The 17,606-nt window shown below is 53.4% G+C and carries 13 protein-coding genes; 7 read left to right on the plus strand and 6 right to left on the minus strand.

The genetic code is table 11. The features are described 5' to 3' along the window. Nucleotides 1-35: 35 nt before the first annotated feature. Together ACFKSJ_RS00880 and ACFKSJ_RS00885 are read left to right on the plus strand one after the other, a co-directional pair. Nucleotides 36-2,570 (plus strand): chemotaxis protein CheW, encoded by a 2,535-nt coding sequence (locus tag ACFKSJ_RS00880; protein ID WP_440950397.1) that lies wholly within the window; start codon nucleotides 36-38, stop codon nucleotides 2,568-2,570. A gap of 10 nt (nucleotides 2,571-2,580) precedes the next feature. Next, complete coding sequence (locus tag ACFKSJ_RS00885; protein WP_440950398.1) at nucleotides 2,581-3,375, plus strand: CheR family methyltransferase; 795 nt, start codon at nucleotides 2,581-2,583, stop codon at nucleotides 3,373-3,375. On the opposite strand, the gene ACFKSJ_RS00890 is transcribed toward ACFKSJ_RS00885, so the two are convergent. Beyond that, nucleotides 3,376-3,630 (minus strand): hypothetical protein, encoded by a 255-nt coding sequence (locus ACFKSJ_RS00890; protein WP_440950399.1) that lies wholly within the window; start codon nucleotides 3,628-3,630, stop codon nucleotides 3,376-3,378. A gap of 156 nt (nucleotides 3,631-3,786) precedes the next feature. Between ACFKSJ_RS00890 and ACFKSJ_RS00895 the strand changes: the two genes are divergently transcribed. The 3 genes from ACFKSJ_RS00895 to ACFKSJ_RS00905 all read left to right on the plus strand — a co-directional run bounded on the left by ACFKSJ_RS00895 (nucleotide 3,787) and on the right by ACFKSJ_RS00905 (nucleotide 8,547). Then, nucleotides 3,787-4,413: a hypothetical protein gene (locus tag ACFKSJ_RS00895; RefSeq protein ID WP_440950400.1), complete on the plus strand. Its 627-nt coding sequence runs from the start codon at nucleotides 3,787-3,789 to the stop codon at nucleotides 4,411-4,413. A 362-nt stretch (nucleotides 4,414-4,775) separates the two neighbouring features. Continuing rightward, a complete protein-coding gene (locus ACFKSJ_RS00900) occupies nucleotides 4,776-7,619 on the plus strand; it encodes a PKD domain-containing protein (RefSeq protein ID WP_440950401.1) in 2,844 nt (947 codons plus the stop codon). Between the two features lie 115 nt (nucleotides 7,620-7,734). Beyond that, nucleotides 7,735-8,547 carry a GNAT family N-acetyltransferase gene (locus ACFKSJ_RS00905; protein ID WP_440950402.1) on the plus strand — a complete coding sequence of 271 codons (813 nt, stop codon included), beginning with the start codon at nucleotides 7,735-7,737 and terminating at the stop codon, nucleotides 8,545-8,547. A 12-nt stretch (nucleotides 8,548-8,559) separates the two neighbouring features. On the opposite strand, the gene ACFKSJ_RS00910 is transcribed toward ACFKSJ_RS00905, so the two are convergent. Continuing rightward, entirely contained in the window at nucleotides 8,560-8,928 is a 369-nt protein-coding gene (locus ACFKSJ_RS00910; protein WP_440950403.1) for a hypothetical protein, read from the minus strand. 186 nt (nucleotides 8,929-9,114) lie between these two features. Continuing rightward, complete coding sequence (budA, locus tag ACFKSJ_RS00915; protein WP_440950404.1) at nucleotides 9,115-9,948, minus strand: acetolactate decarboxylase; 834 nt, start codon at nucleotides 9,946-9,948, stop codon at nucleotides 9,115-9,117. 129 nt (nucleotides 9,949-10,077) lie between these two features. Between budA and ACFKSJ_RS00920 the strand changes: the two genes are divergently transcribed. Continuing rightward, nucleotides 10,078-10,416: a hypothetical protein gene (locus ACFKSJ_RS00920; protein ID WP_440950405.1), complete on the plus strand. Its 339-nt coding sequence runs from the start codon at nucleotides 10,078-10,080 to the stop codon at nucleotides 10,414-10,416. A gap of 63 nt (nucleotides 10,417-10,479) precedes the next feature. On the opposite strand, the gene ACFKSJ_RS00925 is transcribed toward ACFKSJ_RS00920, so the two are convergent. Together ACFKSJ_RS00925 and ACFKSJ_RS00930 are read right to left on the minus strand one after the other, a co-directional pair. Continuing rightward, nucleotides 10,480-11,358 carry an energy-coupling factor ABC transporter ATP-binding protein gene (locus ACFKSJ_RS00925; RefSeq protein WP_440950406.1) on the minus strand — a complete coding sequence of 293 codons (879 nt, stop codon included), beginning with the start codon at nucleotides 11,356-11,358 and terminating at the stop codon, nucleotides 10,480-10,482. A 312-nt stretch (nucleotides 11,359-11,670) separates the two neighbouring features. After that, entirely contained in the window at nucleotides 11,671-12,042 is a 372-nt protein-coding gene (locus ACFKSJ_RS00930) for a cupin domain-containing protein (protein ID WP_440950407.1), read from the minus strand. A gap of 468 nt (nucleotides 12,043-12,510) precedes the next feature. Between ACFKSJ_RS00930 and ACFKSJ_RS00935 the strand changes: the two genes are divergently transcribed. Beyond that, nucleotides 12,511-15,138, plus strand: coding sequence for a carbohydrate-binding protein (locus ACFKSJ_RS00935; protein ID WP_440950408.1), 2,628 nt, complete (start codon nucleotides 12,511-12,513; stop codon nucleotides 15,136-15,138). Between the two features lie 35 nt (nucleotides 15,139-15,173). Here ACFKSJ_RS00935 and ACFKSJ_RS00940 read toward each other — a convergent pair whose 3' ends face one another. Then, nucleotides 15,174-17,519 carry a PAS domain S-box protein gene (locus ACFKSJ_RS00940; protein ID WP_440950409.1) on the minus strand — a complete coding sequence of 782 codons (2,346 nt, stop codon included), beginning with the start codon at nucleotides 17,517-17,519 and terminating at the stop codon, nucleotides 15,174-15,176. Between the last annotated feature and the right edge of the window lie 87 nt (nucleotides 17,520-17,606).

Here is a 17,606-nt window from a genome sequence, read left to right on the forward strand (position 1 = left end):
CAGGAAGAACCAGAAAGTGAGGAGGGGTTATTGATATGGCGGAACGACCGGGCAGAAGAGCATTGTTCACAGGAACCTCAGCACAGAAGAGGACGACGGTACCGTCCCCTGCTGAGGGAGCGGCCCTGAAATCGGCAGTGCTGGGACCTGATCCAGAGACAGAACGTTTGATCAGCGCTATCACCGGTGCATTGAACCGGGCGCTATCCGGTGCCAGGCCAGCGAAGCTGCACCCTGAAGATCTTGGTCTCGCGTATACTCCGCTCGTCGATGCGGTCAATACGGCGATCTTCCAACTCACCGAGGCCCCATCTCTGCCCATGAGTCCGGAACCGGGACCAGACCCTGCTCTGCTCAAAGAGAAGGAGGCAGAGATCGAGGATCTCCAGCAGCGCATCGCCATGATCATCCAGCAGCACCCGCTGCCGGTGCTGCTGGTCTCTCCGGACCTGTCGATCATCGAAGCGAACAGTGCGTTCTGCCAGATGAGTGGACTGCTGCGGTCGCAGCTGATCCGGCACCAGGTCTCGGTCATTGCAGAGCGTGAGCGGAAGGGTGACGGCCTGGCTACGGCCATCCGTCAGCGCCTGCCGGTGGAGGCGGAGATCACGATCGACCTGCCTGCCGGGACAAAGACGTTGAAACAGTATGCGGTTCCCATCCTGGACCGGTCCGGGGCAGTTGAGGCGCTGCAGGTGATCTATACCGATCAGACTACGTTGAAACAGGAGGAACTGGCACGAAAATCCCTATCAGAGGAGATTGAGCGGCAACAGCACCAGTACCAAAACCTGGTGCACGGTCTTCCAACACCGGTTATGATCATCGACGGAACCGATGCCGTCCTCGATGTCAACCCTGCCTTTTGTGAAATGAGCGGGTACAGCCGGGAGCATCTGCTGACGGTCAGACTCAGCGAGTACCCCAACTTAACTGCACTCACGGCGGGAGCTGCCTTATCCCCCGATCAGCGGCGGATCTCTCGCGAGATATCGGTTGAATTTCCAACCGGCCTTCATCTTCTCAAAGAGGACCTGATTCTGCTGGCCGAACAGCCTGGTGAAGGCCTTCCCCGGGGGATGATCATCCTCTGTGCACTTGAGGACATCTCACCTCTGAGAGAGGGCGAGCATCAGGTCGGTGAACTCTTCAGCACCGTTCATCAGCAGAAACAATTGATCGATGTCCTGATGCGTGAGACGCCGATCCCCATTCTGCTCCTCGATACCTCAGCCGTTATCGTCTCTGCCAATGATGCCTTTGTCCAGCTCAGCGGATACAATCAGGAGACCCTTTCGGGTATGAACATCTCTGCATTCCCCCTGCTATCGGAGACCGGGCTCAGGATTGAGGAGATCATGCAGCAGAACGAGGGGGCCTTCGGGGAGGTGACGATGGAGTTTGTCAGCGGTCTTCATGAACTGGAACGGTACTGCTTCCCGCTCCGAACTGACCAGGGAGCACTGACTAACCTGCTGGTCTTCTTCAATGACCATACGCACGAGAAGAATCAGGAGAAGACGATCCGGACGCTCGAAGAGGAAGCAGAGAGCCGCGGTTCTCTCTTCGATCAGAGTGTAAAGGACCTGAAACTGGGTATGTCTCGTCTGGCAGACGGAGACTTCACCCACCATCTGCAGATCGATGAAGGGGATCCTCTCGGTGCGATGAAAGGAGATTTCAACACGGCTGTCGATCGGGTTCGTACGGTGATCGGAGAATCTACTCAGGCCGGACAAGAACAGATATCGGCCCAGGTGAAGGACTCTGCCCTGGTGCAGGAGAGCAGCGCCGGGGTCGTGCAGGGTCTTGCCACCATTGGAACCGAGAATTTCACGCAACTCGCGATCCAGGAGGAGGATCCGCTCGGTGATGTGCGGAGAGCCGTGAACAGTGCAGCTCTCAGGCTCGCACCTGTTCATTCCCCGGCTCCAGCGCCCGCTCTTCCCTCCTCTGGAGAGGTGGGGCCGGCGACGGATCAGAACATAATGCCTGAACCCGAAATACCGGTGCCGGCGGTTGCTCTGCCGGATCAGCAGATGCCCATGAAGACAGAGGAGCGGAGACCTATGGAAGAGAATAAAGAGAATAAACAGGCTTCAACCACGATGGTGGATGTGGTGGCATTTGAGATGGCTGGTCAGCGATATGCGCTTGATATCCAGCTGGCACGTGAGATCGTCGAGATGATCCCGATCACCCCGATCCCCCGCTCTCCGCCGTATATATCCGGGATCATCAACCTCCGGGGGGAGATCACCAATATTCTGAACCTGTACACACTGCTGGGACTCCCTGAACAGGAGGTTAACCAGAACCAGAAGATCATCGTCCTCGTTCCCGATGCTGCAGAGGGGGTCAATGTCGGTATCATCGTCGACAATGTCCAGAGTGTCACCCAGGTGCCGATGACCGATATCGAGCAGATCAAGGATGATGCCTCATCAGACATCTCCGGATTTGTGAAAGGGATCATCAAGGCAAAGGGTGAAGATGCGGGGGGAAAGACGACCGATCTGATCATCTGGATCGATATGCTGAAGGTGCTGGGCCGGCTCGTGAGCCAGTAGAGGTTCTGGCATGGATGATTTCCTGGCGTTAAAGAAGGCGATAGAGCAGACCCTTCATATCCAGTGCGAGAACTACAAGGAGGCGTATATCAGGCGGCGCCTCCTCTCCCGGATGCGGTCGACCAACACGACCACGCATGAGGAGTACCTCCGTTACCTGCGGTCGCATCCAGAAGAATCTGAAAAACTTCGGAACGCACTGACGATCAATGTGACCGAGTTCTTTCGGGATGCTGAAGTGTTCGAACTGATCAGGCGCGAGCTGATCCCCTCGGTGCTTTCAGAGCGGAAGAAGATCAGGATCTGGTGCGCCGGCTGTTCATCAGGTGAGGAGGCTTACTCGCTTGCCATGATCCTCTATGACCTCACGTCCTCCGGGACCGAACTGTCCGGGATGATCTATGCCACCGATATCGACGAACAGATCCTCTCCCGGGCAAAGGAAGGGATCTATAGTCAGAAATCCCTGAATAAACTGACTGATAATCAGATCCGGCGGCATTTCACCGATCTCGGGGATGGTACCTTCGCTGTAAAACCCCATCTCAAGGCGATGATCCGGTTCAGCAAACAGGATCTGATGTCCGGGATTCCCATCGCGCGGTACCTGGATCTGGTCACCTGCAGAAATGTTACGATCTACTTCACTGAAGGGCAGAAGAATGATCTGGCCAGGACCTTCCATACTGCGCTGGTCCAGGGAGGCTATTATGTGATGGGGAAGACCGAGTACCTGGGGCGTGAGATTGAGCCACTCTTTGTACCCTTCAATGCCATTCAGAAGGTCTTCATAAAGGCCCCCTGATCAGGGCAACTTTTTTGGGAGCGTCTCGACAGAGATCTCATTGAACTGGGATATCTCCTTCATCATCGCCCTTCGTGCGGCATGCCTCTTCAGTTCGCCTGATAGTGTATAGAAGTTCATCCCCACAACAATGATCACCAGCATCAGGCTAATCCAGAGCATCGTTCCCTGTACCGAGAGAAAAACTGCCCATAACAGCACAACAAAGGAGATCAGATAGTAGATGATCCATGTCCTGATGCCAGGGATCTCCATATTATACTGATATCTGGATCAGATGATATAAACTCTGGCATATCTGATCGCCTTGATATTGCAGGCACATCATAATCTGTCATCATTCAATGACCCATTTGGGTTCATCCGACCATATAGAAATCCATTTCAGCGAGACTCTGCAATATAGTTAATGTGGACAGACGAGATATCCTGACGATTGTGGCAGGGGTGGTGATTGTGCTGGTCATCTCACTGGTGATCCATCCGCCTCAATTCGGGGTGCTGCAGGTGACGGAGACGCCTGTTCCAACGATGAATCCGATCAATAATACCCAAAACCAGACTACTGTACCCACGATCCCTCTTCCGATTGTGATCTCCGCCCCGACCGGGAAGCAGTCCGATCTCCAGCATCTCACGTTCACCGAGACCCCCTGGTTGTTCCCGCGATACCAGATGCCGGATAATATGAACATTTACGGTTCATCGGACCCGGCGTGGAGGTTCAATGATACGATAGCCTTCGCCTATCTCTCGGAGAAGCGGGGTGGGCTGACCAATAATTTCACTGTTCCCTATCCCATCTGGAAGATCAACTGTACGGTCACTGCACAGACCCATCCAGAGCGTGCACAATTTCAGATGGTGCTCGTCGACGCCGATACCGGTACCATTTTCACTGGTATGCAATTCTCCTATCCCGGCACCATGACCAGGATTCTGCAGACGTCACATCACCGGTTCTACATGATCATCGCCTGCCAGGACGTGGACCGGTATACCCTGACCCTGGAGACATCCCCCGGATATCTCTCCTGATATGTCCGGCTTTTTCCAGGGTTCTTGAGAATAATACGTAATTTTTCGGTTACTCCATTTTTCTGATAGAGCCGGAATCCATATCTATAATTATCATCGTGATCTAAAACTCTTGATTATTGATATCGTGACTACCTGCAGATCCTCCCTGAAAGCCGGGGAAGCGTTCTGTTTGTGGCGCACTGGTCTGAAGATCTTCAACACATGTCTCTCATGGTTTTATCTGAACCGATACTGCGTGGCCACCACTATTACTGCTGGTCTGGATCATCGGTGGAGGGGACCGTGGAGTCCGGGTGATAAGAAAAACATACTAGGGGAGGGGGATCTGGATGATAAATGAAACTGAAATTCGTCGTAGGGTGGGAACTGGGATTTTCGTTGTTCTTGGATGTATCGCGCTGATTCTTCTGCTGGTCTGTCCTGTGACGGCACAGACGCTGACCGTGGCCGCCAGTGACAGCAGCGCAACATCAAAGGCGACTGCAAATTTTATCTGTGACGGATATAATGACCAGGTGGAGATCAATGCGGCCTTCAATGCCCTGCCTGCAGAGGTCGGGACGGTGCAATTGACTGAGGGCACCTTTCACTGTTCTGATGTGATCCATCCAACCGCAGGATCGGAGTTGCTGGGGAGTGGACAGGAGAGTACGGTGATCGAGATGCTCAACCAGTTCAACTCCTACCTCTCGATCAGTATCAGAAACCCGGGGATCACCCTCCGGGGTTTCACCATCCGCGGACAGGGGGCCGTGACGATCCGCGCCAGCCAGGTTATCGTGCAGGATGTGACTGCGACCAGCATCGGCCTTGATGGCAAGCGGTATTCGACCAGGAATGATGGGATGTTCTATCTCTGGGGAGATGGAAGCACCCTCGAAGATGTGATCTTCATCAACTGCAAAGCCGTCGATTCGGTGACCCATGGGTTCCACATGAACGCGATCAACCTGCCAAGGGAGACCAGAAATATACGGTTCATCGGTTGTCAGGCGATTCGCTGTGGATTTGGTGAGGCCGGCGGTTCACCTTCTGAGTGGATCACCGGGTATGATATCCAGGAGGACAATGATCTCTATGATGTCCAGCTGATCGGCTGCCTTGCAGAGGATAACTGGGAGTCAGGGTTCCACTTTGAGCCGGGCGAGGACAAGACCCCGCCCACGGTCAAGAAAGGGATCACCATGACCGACTGTGTCAGCAGAGATAATGGTCAGCGAAACCCGCAGCAGTACCCCTACCATGATACCTTTCTCTCAGGTTACTTTGTCCATTTCAATGCAGTGCTGACCAACTGTATCTCCGAGAACAATAAAAATGCCGGGTACTTTGTGCAGGGTGGTAAGGACGTGGTCTTCAATGGCTGTACAGACACCGGTTCGACCTATGGCTGGAAGATTGTGAAGGCCGCTTCTGATATCACTCTGAACGACTGTACAACCAGTGATAATCAGTTCTGGGGGCTCTGGTCCGCATTTGCCAATCATATTGTACTGAACCATTTCTCACAGAATAATATCCATGGCAACCTGAACTATCAGTCGATGCTCGGGTGGTATTATGATGAGGATGCTTACCAGCTCCCGGTCACCGATTCATCCTTCAATATCACCGCCTATGGTGACTCCTCCCTCCCGATCATCAACCAGGAGGGGGCTGGCAACACCTATTCGCTCAGTTGGAGTTCCGACGATTCGCGCAATACCACCCCGACGGTGAACGTCACCCCGACCCCGCCAGCGACCCATCCACCCGTGGCCCAGTTCCAGGCGACCCCCCTCACCGGGTCGGCACCTCTCCAGGTCTCATTCACGGATCTCTCCATTGGATCACCAGCGAACTGGTCCTGGAACTTTGGGGACGGCAGTACCTCCACGCTGCAGAACCCGCAGCACCGGTATCTGGGGGACGGGATCCAGATGGTCACGCTGACTGTTTCGAATGAGTTTGGCTCAAATTCCACCACCCAGGTCATCACGGTAGGTGAAGGGGTCTTTGCCGGGTTCACGGCGACACCGCGGACGATCACTGCCGGCCAGACCATCCAGTTCACCGATCACTCGTCCGGTTCACCATCAGGGTGGCTCTGGAACTTTGGAGACGGCAGTACCTCAATGCTCCAGAACCCGGAACACCTGTACGGGGTCACCGGGGTGTACTCGATCCAGCTGACCTCCTCCTTCCCAGGGAGCAGCGATCACGAAACCAAGACTGATTATATCGTTGCAAACCCCGATTTCAGTGCAGATGCCACTTCCGGTATAGCGCCAGTGACCATCAGGTTCACCGACACCACGCCGAACAGTCAGACCGGCTGGTACTGGGACTTTGGCGACGGAACGACCTCTACTGAGAAGAATCCGGTGCACCTTTACCAGAAGGGGGGGAACTATACGGTCACCCTGACAGCCACGAGCCCGTACGGCACCACCTCTGTCACAAAGGATGCCTACATCCATCTTGCAGGCAAACCGGTTGCTGACTTCACATCCACCCCGCAGGTCGGTACCGTGCCGTTTGATGTCACCTTCACCGATACATCAACTGGAGGAGTGGCGCTTGGGTACTACTGGCAGTTTGGCGATGGGAGCTTCTCAACGATGCAGAACCCGGTTCACACCTATACCCATGAAGGGGTCTATACCGTCCAGTTGGCCGTCTTCAACCAGTACGGCGTGACAAATACGTCAAAGATTGCCTGTGTGGTCGCAACCCTCCCGACTCCGATCGCAGACTTCACCGCGGAATCCACTGCAGGGGCTGCTCCACTCCAGGTCCGGTTCTCGGACTGCTCGCTGAATCAGCCGGGGAGCTGGTTCTGGCAGTTCGGGGACGGCAGCAGTTCAACAGAACAGAATCCGGTGCACCTCTACACAACCGCCGGCACCTACACGGTGAGCCTGATGGTCAGAAACAGCGGAGGTGCGATGACGGTCACCAAAACCAGTTTCATCACGGTCGCACCGCCAGTGAGCAGTGGAGTGATCCCTGTTTCCGGGCAGACTGCGATGCCGACGGATATCAACCATGACGGGCTGTACGAGGATCTGAACGGGAACGGAAACCTTGACTTCAATGACGTGGTGATCTTCTTCAACCAGATGGACTGGATCGCCGACAATGAACCGATCAGCGCATTCGACTTCAACCACAACGGACAGATCGACTTCAATGATATTGTCCTGCTCTTCAACATGACCTGAACCCCCCCCTTTTTTTCATCTTTTTTTCTGATCTCATAAGATCAGATTGTTGATAAGCCACAACGTCGACGATCGAGATGTGATGAACATACGCCGAGATATTTCCTTTCGATCATTGACCAGTTCAGAGGTTGCGACTGCAATTGATTGGGCTGCTGCTGAAGGGTGGAACCCGGGGTTGCATGACGCAGAGACCTTTTATCAGACCGATCCATCCGGATTTTATGGCGCAGAGATCGATGGCGAACTCGCAGGCACCTTCTCGATCGTTAAGTACTCCGACGCCTTTGCATTTGGTGGCCTTTATATTCTCAACCCGAAACTGCGTGGTCAGGGTTTCGGGCTGCAGATGCAACAGTATGCGCTGAACCTGGCCGGTTCCGTAAATTTGGGGATCGACGGAGTCTTTGCGATGCAGGATCGGTACCGGCAGGTCGGATTCATCTATGCCTATCGGAATATCAGGTACGCCGGTACTGGGGGCGGATCAGCACCATCCACCCTTGTTCCCATCGATCAGGTCCCGTTCGACGATGTCGTCGCCTATGATGCTGCTCACTTCCCGGCTCCCCGCTCCCGGTTCCTTCAGTACTTCCTTTTGCAGCAGGATGCCACCGCACTGGCAGCAGTCGATAAGGGTGGAATGAGAGGATATGGGGTCATCAGGCAGTGCAGAGTCGGACATAAGATCGGCCCACTCTTTGCCGACTCTGCTGCTGTGGCAGAAGACCTCTTCAACGGGCTCGCCGCGTCGGTGCCAGGTGAAGAGATCTTCCTCGATGTTCCCGAACCGAACAGCCAGGCTGTCAGCCTCGCATCAGCCCACCAGATGGTCCCGGTCTTTGGTACAGCGCGCATGTACACCCGGTCCATCCCTGCCCTTCCCCTCGATGAGATCTACGGGGTTTCGACATTCGAGCTTGGCTAACGTCCCCTATTTTTAGTGTTTTACGCCCCGCTCCCTGAGTTCCTCAGATTTCCTTTCTGAACAGGCTTCGCATCTGAACTCGGGTTCACGGTCCTCTGAACGGTCATAAGAACCGGTCTTCACCAGCCTGTACCCGCGGGCGATGGTTCCACAGTCCACGCACCTGATTGTATCCCGCACCTCCCACTGTGCCTCAAGGGTGTTGGAGGTGAAGATGAACCGGTCGACCCAGAAGAAGATCAGTCCGCCGATCAGATTCGCAATCACGGTCGCGACCAGGGCGCTCATCGATGAAAGGACCATCAGTACACCTGCCAGAATGGGAGTGCTCAACTGCCATCGGATCAGGTACAGTCCGTACCGTTTCAGATTTACCTCCATAGGGTACAGCATACTCCAGATTGAAATTTAAAGACTGGGTCTGTGCCAAAAAAAGAGGTTTTCTGTTCCAATGAGGTTCTGATCGTCCCTGGGATCTCCCCTGACTCTCTTTCTGAAGAACCTGTCTTTTTCCTGGCGACCTCCTTGTTTTATCGTTGACCTCTTCCCTCTTCTCAAGGTTCTTCATCATCTGGCCGGTGCTGTCCCCTTCTCCACGACTCCAAGGGCTGCTGATTGGTTGCCTGAAAAATCCGCGGTGAGAAAGTCTCCGGTGGTTGGAAGATCCATTTTCAATCCTGCTACCTCATCGAGTGAGAGCGTGGCTCGATCGGTTGATATATCGAGGAGATGACCGCCACTCTTTCGATCAGCACTGATAAAGTGGAGGTGATACCCTGGGACGTTTATTCCCTGCACAAATGCCGGGGACCAGACCCCTACCACCGTGCCGGTGATATTGGAGAGGGTATACACCTTCTGCTCTTTTACAGCATCTTCCAGTTTTGGATACGGCGTCTGTTGAGCCGGCACGCTCCTGACCTTCACGGCCGGAAATGTGCCGTCGATCCTGATCAGAGAGAAGTGGTTCTCCCCGGGAAGGAGCGTATCGATGGTTGAGGTCAGGGATGAGAGGTTGTCATATCGGTTGAGTTGATATGATCGGTCTGTATCGAAGAAGGCGACCGCTGCAAATGGGGTGGTGTGTGCAGGTGCAGCCTGACTGACAGTTCCGTCTGCCCTGGCCTGGTAGACCATTCCATCCAGCACAATCATCTCACCATCCAGGCGATCGAAGGTTCCGATACCAAAATCTCCCCGGGTGGTCAGGTTTTGCATCGTCACTCCTCCGTCATAGAGCCCCAGCATCAGCGCATCGATCGTTGAATACTGGTACAGGGTGTCATCTGGGGTGGAAGCACCCAGGATCCCCTTCTGAAAGGATGCACCAGTCAGCAGCACTATGCCCACAATGGCCAGGGCGATGATCAGAATAACTCCGGAACGTCTCCACGATTGCATGTACACCACTCATCGTGCAACGCAATAGATATTCTCATTTTTTGATATCCTGGGGTCATTTCCCCTCCAAAAAGAGAATGATAAGATTCTATTATCATCATAGGCCATAGAACTGCAGGGTGATTGTTCTTGGTTGAGCGTCGACATAAGAGATATGGATTCTTCGTTCCAGGCGGAATTCTGATTGGGCTTGGAGTCGGCATGGTCTTTGGACGTGCTGATATAGGGGTATTGATTGGCCTTGGTGCCGGCTTCATCCTCAGCGGCCTGTACCGTGAATGGGCAGGGAAGGATGAGGGTCAGAACCACCCGGCAACCTCGTCTTATCTGATGGTGCTGATCGGCGTCCTGTTCCTCATCTATGGTGCAGGGCTTCTCTGGTTCCCGGCGATGATCTATCCATATCTGAGTGCGATCCTCGTGATCTTCCTGGGGCTCTGGCTGATCATCAGTGGTCTACGGAGATAGAACCTCTGATGACCCTTGTTACCCTTTTTGATGCGAACCGGGATGGTCCACTTCCTCTGTTTTTCAGTTTGAGGTGATCGCTCCGAGTAGATCTTTTGGGGTGATCGGGTGCTGGTCCGGCAAAACTCCTTTTCTCTGGCAGTAGGCCCGATACAACGCCACAACCTGGGGTTCAACCAGCGAAGCTTCGGCCAACAGGGGCTGATTATAAAAGATCTCCTCTGGAGTTCCCTCCGCGATCACCGATCCTGCCTTGACAATGCAGACCCGGTCTGCAATCCTGGCAGCCAGGTCGAGGTCATGGGTCGAGATCACAATACTGATGTTGAACTGGTCACGCAACTCACAGATGATCTTCTCAACAGTATCAGCATGAGACGGGTCAAGGTCTGACATCGGTTCGTCCATTGCAATCACAGCCGGCTTCATGGCCAGCACCCCTGCGATAGCGGCAAGCCGTTTCTGCCCCCCGCTCAGATAGGCAGGTATCTTCTCGGCAAGGTCACGTGCCCCGACTGCAGTCAGCGCTCGAATCGCCTCGGCACGTGCCTCCTCTGGGGACATCCCAAGGTTCATCGGTCCAAACATCACGTCATCGAGGACGGTTGGAGCAAAGAGTTGGTCCTCTGCACGCTGGAATACGAGTCCAACGGTCTTCCAGAGTGACTTTTTCATCTCCTGGGTGACCATCTCTCCCTTAATCTGCACCCTGCCTTCGGCAGGTTCGAGCAGTCCGTTCAGGTGTTCAATCAGGGTTGATTTTCCGGCACCGTTGGCCCCACAGAGTGCAACGATCTCATGCTGATAAACACGAAAACACATCTGGTGGATTCCGACAGACCCATCCGGGTAGATATGGCTGACACAGTCGATATGGACCAGTTCTGGTCCCTGTCCAGTTTGGTTTTGAATGCAGCAGTGCTGCTGTTGCTGGTTATCCATGTCTGATCATCTCAACAGGACCGGTTCCGGTCCCAAAAGGTAGATAATAGCCTGCATAAACAAGTGAAGTGACGGTTCTGAAGACTCCGGTATCTGGAGGATATGTACTGCGTTTATCGTCCCTCTTTTCGGGTATTGGGTACTGCTCTAATGGAGGGAGATCTTCAGACAATTTATGCCTTCTGTACTGGAGTCCGACCCCTTTTTAATGTATGGGGTTAAGCATGAAGACCTGATTTTAGATGCGATGAATCGGGATGCCAGCGCGATGAGGGGGTGTAGCCGGTCACCTGTTTGTATCATCACCATCTTTCAGCGAATGCAGATCTCATCAGTCGCATTCCACATCGGGTCTACGATCGCAAGGAACTCGAGATCATCTTCTCCGGTGTTGCTGATGTACTGGACGGACCCTGCCGGGATAACCACTGCCTGTCCTGCGCCGACAATTTCAGCCTGTTCATCGATATGCATCAGTCCCCTTCCTTGAATTATATAGTAGATCTCAACACTGTTCTGCAGGAGATGGGGCAGTGTCGACTCGCCTTTTAATACGAACGCATGGGCTAAACTGTACCTGATCTTAATATCCGTCTGGATCTTCTCTGGATGTAACAATTCACAGAGGAGTGAATTGTCCATGACCCGCTTGTATGGGCTGGTTGCGGTATCGTAAATCAGCATAATATCATCAGTACATTTATGCAAGACCCTGAGGAAATAAACCTCCCTCCCTTCTGAACATGATCATCCTGATTGTCTGGAGCAAAAACTTTATGCGCTGGATAGTTGCATTAGGTATCAATTAAACATCTGGATCTGCATTGCCAGAGTAATGGCATTAAAATGCAGTATCTGTGGAAATATATGCTTTGTTCGCAATTTCGGGACAGATGGCTCCTTCACACGCTGTGCCCGGTCACAAAAGCACATCTGCCGTCGCATGACGGCACCTGGAATGGTGAGGGGATTGGGGGATTAATAGGTGTGGCAGATAGTAAATTTTGAGAGGGGTAGGGGATGAAACGGTGTTTCGACAGGCCGCATAATGGTATTCTTGTGTGTATGATCGTATTCCTGCTGCTTGGTGTAGTAGTGGGTGGGGCATCTGCTGAGGTTAATCTCTCCTCCACTTCGATGCAGCTCCCGATTATGCATCTGAACGATTCGACGCTGAATCGTCAGATCGATCAGTATGATGCTGCACCCACGGCTCCTCTCGGCGCCGCTGGCCTCCTCAAGGCACGCCTCGGGTTCAGCAGAACCAAAGATCTCCTTCCATACCTGGATTATAATGCTGTTCAGCGGGATCAGAATCCGACTGGCAACTGCTGGGTCTGGGTCGGTACCGGCCTGATGGAGATAACGCATCAGGTGGAGGACGGGATTCGGGATCCCCTGTCGATCCAGTACTTCGACTCCACCTATCATGGCGGATCAGGGCCGAACTGGGCCGGCAATGGCGGGACCCTGGCGGATTTTGTTGGTTTTTATCAGCAGCAGAAGATTGCAGTTCCTGCATCCAATCCCAACGCCTCGTTCCAGGACAATACCTACTGGTGCAATGACAACAGCCGTGCCTGGGTGAGGGCTTCGGATATCGCGACTGACCCGAACTACCCGATAACATCGATCCAGGAGCAGAAGATTCCAACCCGCGATGTCGGAACTGAAGCGGCCATTGCAAATATCAAGACCGTTCTGGACAGTAACCGGGGGGTCTATTTCGCGTTCCGACTTCCGAACGAAAGAGCGTGGAACGATTTCAATCGATTCTGGCTTGAAGGGAACCAATCGGCGGTCTGGAATCCGGGCCTCTATGATGGAGTGGCCTGGGAGTCCTGGAGCGGAGGGAGCCACGCGGTCCTCTGTGTCGGGTACCAGGATACCGATCCGAACAACCGGTACTGGATCATGCTCAACTCCTGGGGAACTGCCCTTGGAAACCGACCGAACGGCCTCTTCCGGGTGAAGATGGACATCGATTACGATGCAGCGTTCACCTCCTCGAGATCGATCCCTGCAACTGAATGGGAGTCCATCGATATGGCCTATGGTTCCTCTCCTCAACCGGTGCTGACCGTGGGACCCTATACCACCCATACCGTCCCCTGCAGGGTTGAGGCAGAGGACTATGACTATGGAGGGGAGAACGTCTCGTATTACGACATTTCCGATGGAAATTCCGGGAGAGTGTACCGGAATGATGACGTGGACATCGAACAGACCACAGAGGCCGGAGGTTTCAATGTCGGATGGATCCGGAATGGGGAGTGGCTGCAGTACACACTTGAGGTTCCCGATGCCGGCGATTATGAGATGCTGATCCGGACCGCCACGCCTGTCGCCGGGGACCAGATTGTGGTCAATGTCGACGGCCAGGGGGCAGGGACCGTGATCATCCCAAAGACCGGTCTCTTCAATCAGTACACCAATGTCACCCTTCCGGTAACGTTCTCTGCCGGGAGGCATATGATCAGGCTGACCTTCGTTGGAGATCGTCAGAACATCGATTTCTTTGAGATCACCCCCGATATCCCTGCAGAGCAGGGAGTGCTCGACGGCAGGCTTGCCCTCGAGTCCATCCCTTCGGGCGCCTCGGTCTTCCTCGATAACGTGCTGGCCGGCATGACTCCCCTGACGATCCCTTCCCTGCGTCCTGGTACTCACCATCTTGATATCGCAAAGAGCGGATACCAGACCCGGCAACTGACAACCGTGATAAAATCAGGACAGACTCAACAGGTGAATGTGTCCCTTCAACGAAGTTATCCGGCCCCTTACGTGAATCACACGCTTCCTACGGTTATCGAGGCGGAGGACTATAACCTTGGAGGCGAGCTGGTCGGATACCATGACACCACTCCCTGGAACGAAGGAGCGGTCTACAGGAATGATGGCGTCGACATCGAGCCGATCCGCACAACAGGTGGCTATAAGGTCTGCTGGATCAGGGATGGAGAGTGGCTCACCTATACGGCTGTCATCCCCCAGGCAGGAGATTATACCGTCACGTTCACCGGCTGTTCGATCAATTCGGGATCGACATGTACGCTCTCCATCGATGATACCGAATTGACGATGGTCTCATTGCCGAATACCGGATCCTCGGACCGCTTTGGAACGGTCCAGCGGACGGTAACTCTGCCTGCAGGGGTGCATCTGCTGAAACTGTCATTTACCGGACGACAGGATGTCGATCATCTTCAATTCGATGCAGTCGAAACGAAGGTTCCTGTCTCTCCGACAACTACCGGTACAACCGCCCCGATCCTGGAGACGCCTGTAGCCTCTCCATCAGAAACGCCTCTCGTCAAACCGACTCCTTCTGTAACCCCCGGTCAACCTCAGTCGCTTCCAGGTCAGATCCAGGCAGAGGATTTTGATGCAGGTGGAGAGATGGTTGCATACCATGACACTACACCTGAAAACCTCGGGGAGTCCTATCGGGATGAGGGGGTGGATATTGTCTATAATCCTGTAGATGGAAGCAACAGCGTCACTGCAGTCGAAACAGGGGAGTGGCTCAGGTACCCTGTGTCCGTCCCGGAGAGCGGGGTGTATAAAGCCGGCTTTAGAGTTGCTGCCAATACATCTGGATCAATAATTGATCTTCAGATCGATGGTTCTAACCTGAGCGCTGTCCAGGTGCCGGATACCAGGTCTCTCTCTTCCTTCACCTGGATAACCAGGCAGATCTGGCTTCCGGCGGGCCAGCATATGCTCCGTTTGAACTTCAACGGTCCATCTTCGATCGATGCGATAAAAATATCCCAGTGAACATGAGGTCTGAATAGGAAAATTCTGTTTTCTGTTCACTGAAGAGATCCATTTATTCCGTTTTTAAAACAGCCGTCCGGAAGGATGATCTCAAACCTGACCCCACAGTCTGGTTCACCATTCTCACGGATCATAATACCGGTCATCCCGAGGATCTCTCGGATCAGAAAGAGACCAAGACCGGTATTTTTTCCGAATCCATGGACAAATATCTGTTCTTTCAGGTTTTCAGGGACGCCACAGCCGTTATCCTCGTAGACGATCCTCAATCCGTGTTCACTCTGTTGTGCGCTGATGCTGATCATGGTCACATGATGACCGTGTCTGATCGAATTTTCAACGAGATTGTAGAAGACCCGATCGAGAAGAGGATCTGTATAGATCTCCAGATCTCCGAGGGATAGAATGAATGAGAGGTCTCTGACATCGATCTGGGCTATCCCTCTCATCAGACTCTCCTGCACGTTCATAAATCCCGGTCGCCTGGTTCCCATCTCCTGATAATCCCTGGTGAACTCTAGTTGTTCTCTGATGTTCCAGCATCCGATCTCTGCCTGAGCCAGCGGCTCGAGGACTGCAGGGGCTGGAGAGATCTCCTGGGCGAGCGTGATATATCCCTGAATGGCGGTCAGTTGATTCAACACATCATGACGGGATATCCTGGCCAGCAGGGCCATCTTTCTGTTTGCCAGTTGTAAAGCAGATTCAGCCTGTTTCTGTTCGGTTATGTCACGTCCGACAGACTGATATTCGAGCACATTCCCGGAGTCATCAAAGATGGCGCGGTCGCTCCATTGCTGCCAGCGCACCTCTCCTGATGGCATCACGCATCTGTTCTCGATGGTTCCTACTGGATGCTCCGGGGTGAGCGATTTAAAGAAATTCCGTACCTTCTGGATGTCATCTTTATACAGAATCGGGATGAAGGTATGACCGATGATCTGCTCATAGGTCCTGTTGAAGTAGGTGCAATAAGCCTCATTGACGAAGGTGAAGGTACTGTCCGGGAGGAATCTGCAGATGAACTCGGTCTGTTCATTGACCATTGCACGATACCAGTTTTCGCGCTCAAGGAGTGCCTGTTGTGCCATCTTCTGTTCCGTGATATCGATCAGAGAGGCCACGCTCCGCTTGGAATGGGAGATCACCCCGACGGTCAATATCACAGTCCTGACCTCGCCATTGGCTGTGATGAACCTTGATTCATACGTCCATGGAGCATTTTTGCCCGGTATTCTTCTCAGGTCGTGGTACTGTACCATCTTCTTCTGGTCTTTCGCTTCAAAGAACTCGGTCCACTTTTTTTTACCTTCAATCTCTTCTTTTGAAAAGCCAGATAGTGAGGAGAAACCAGTGTTCACCAGTGCAATGGTCTTATCTTCTTCGATAATGAGCATCGCTGTGCCACTGTTCTCAAAGATGATCCTGTACTGGTCCTCCATCTCCCATGCAAGCCGCTCAGCCTTCTTTCGCTCCGCATCCCCCTGGAGTGCACTGAGCCCATAACTGAGATCTGCAGCCAGCTGAATCAGCAGGGCCACCTCTTCCTGATCGAATGCATCCGGTTGGTCTGAATAGATCTTCAGGACACCCGGCTCCCCCTGTCCGGAGTCGAGTGGGACTGAAATCGAGGCAGCAAACCCGTGCATAAGCGCATATTTATTCAGGACGATTTCATCCTTTGCAGGTTTCTCTCTCGAGACTGCAGGCATTCCTGTACTGAGCGCAGTCATTGTGTCCAGACATTGTAAGTCAGACTCCTTCCCGCTGGATCTGCAGGTATCGAGGTACCCGCTGTCATCCCCGGCTCGGCTGACCTCGAGAAGCGGGAGTTCATCCCCCTCCCGATAGCCGACCCAGACGAAGTGATAACCCCCCTCTTCAACGATCACCCTGCAGATCGTCTCCAGGAGCTGCCTTTCATCGGTCGCCCTGACCAGTTCTGCGTTGCATGCGCTGATCATCCGGAGGGCACGGTTCAGTCGAGCAAGACGTTCATCAGCCTTGCTCTGTTCCACTGCCCGGTTTAACATGTTTGCAAGTTCGGCGAACTGGGCCCGGGGGGACCCTCCTTTCTGAAGGTAGTAGTTTGCACCGTTGTTCAGTGCTTCTATCACCACATCTTCACGTCCTTTCCCAGTGAAGAGGATAAAGGGGAGTTTGTTGTATCGCTTTCTGATTGCAATCAACAGATCGATCCCATTCATTCCAGGCATCTGATAATCAGAGACGACCGCATCGTAATGACGGGCAGCAAGCAAATCGAGTGCTCGTTCTGGTTCCTGCACGGTCTCTACATGCATTTCCCCCTGCCTCTCAAGGAAAGCCTTTCCCAGTGAAAGCAGGGCTGGCTCGTCATCGATATAGAGAAGTGTGACCATGTGCGATCTGTCAAAAAGAGTTTTTCGTATTCATCTTATAGTTCTCTCAGTGAATCGCCTTTGGAGATATCTATTAATATTTCAGAT

The organism is Methanosphaerula subterraneus (assembly GCF_052055875.1).
Lineage (GTDB): Archaea > Halobacteriota > Methanomicrobia > Methanomicrobiales > Methanospirillaceae > Methanosphaerula > Methanosphaerula subterraneus.

Coding starts and splice junctions, on each gene's coding strand:
- ACFKSJ_RS00885 (WP_440950398.1), top strand. CDS start 2,581: ATGGATGATTTCCTGGCGTTAAAGAAGGCGATAGAGCAGACCCTTCAT.
- ACFKSJ_RS00940 (WP_440950409.1), bottom strand. CDS start 17,519: ATGGTCACACTTCTCTATATCGATGACGAGCCAGCCCTGCTTTCACTG.
- ACFKSJ_RS00935 (WP_440950408.1), top strand. CDS start 12,511: ATGCATCTGAACGATTCGACGCTGAATCGTCAGATCGATCAGTATGAT.
- ACFKSJ_RS00910 (WP_440950403.1), bottom strand. CDS start 8,928: ATGGAGGTAAATCTGAAACGGTACGGACTGTACCTGATCCGATGGCAG.
- ACFKSJ_RS00880 (WP_440950397.1), top strand. CDS start 36: ATGGCGGAACGACCGGGCAGAAGAGCATTGTTCACAGGAACCTCAGCA.
- budA (WP_440950404.1), bottom strand. CDS start 9,948: ATGCAATCGTGGAGACGTTCCGGAGTTATTCTGATCATCGCCCTGGCC.
- ACFKSJ_RS00925 (WP_440950406.1), bottom strand. CDS start 11,358: ATGGATAACCAGCAACAGCAGCACTGCTGCATTCAAAACCAAACTGGA.
- ACFKSJ_RS00930 (WP_440950407.1), bottom strand. CDS start 12,042: ATGCTGATTTACGATACCGCAACCAGCCCATACAAGCGGGTCATGGAC.
- ACFKSJ_RS00890 (WP_440950399.1), bottom strand. CDS start 3,630: ATGGAGATCCCTGGCATCAGGACATGGATCATCTACTATCTGATCTCC.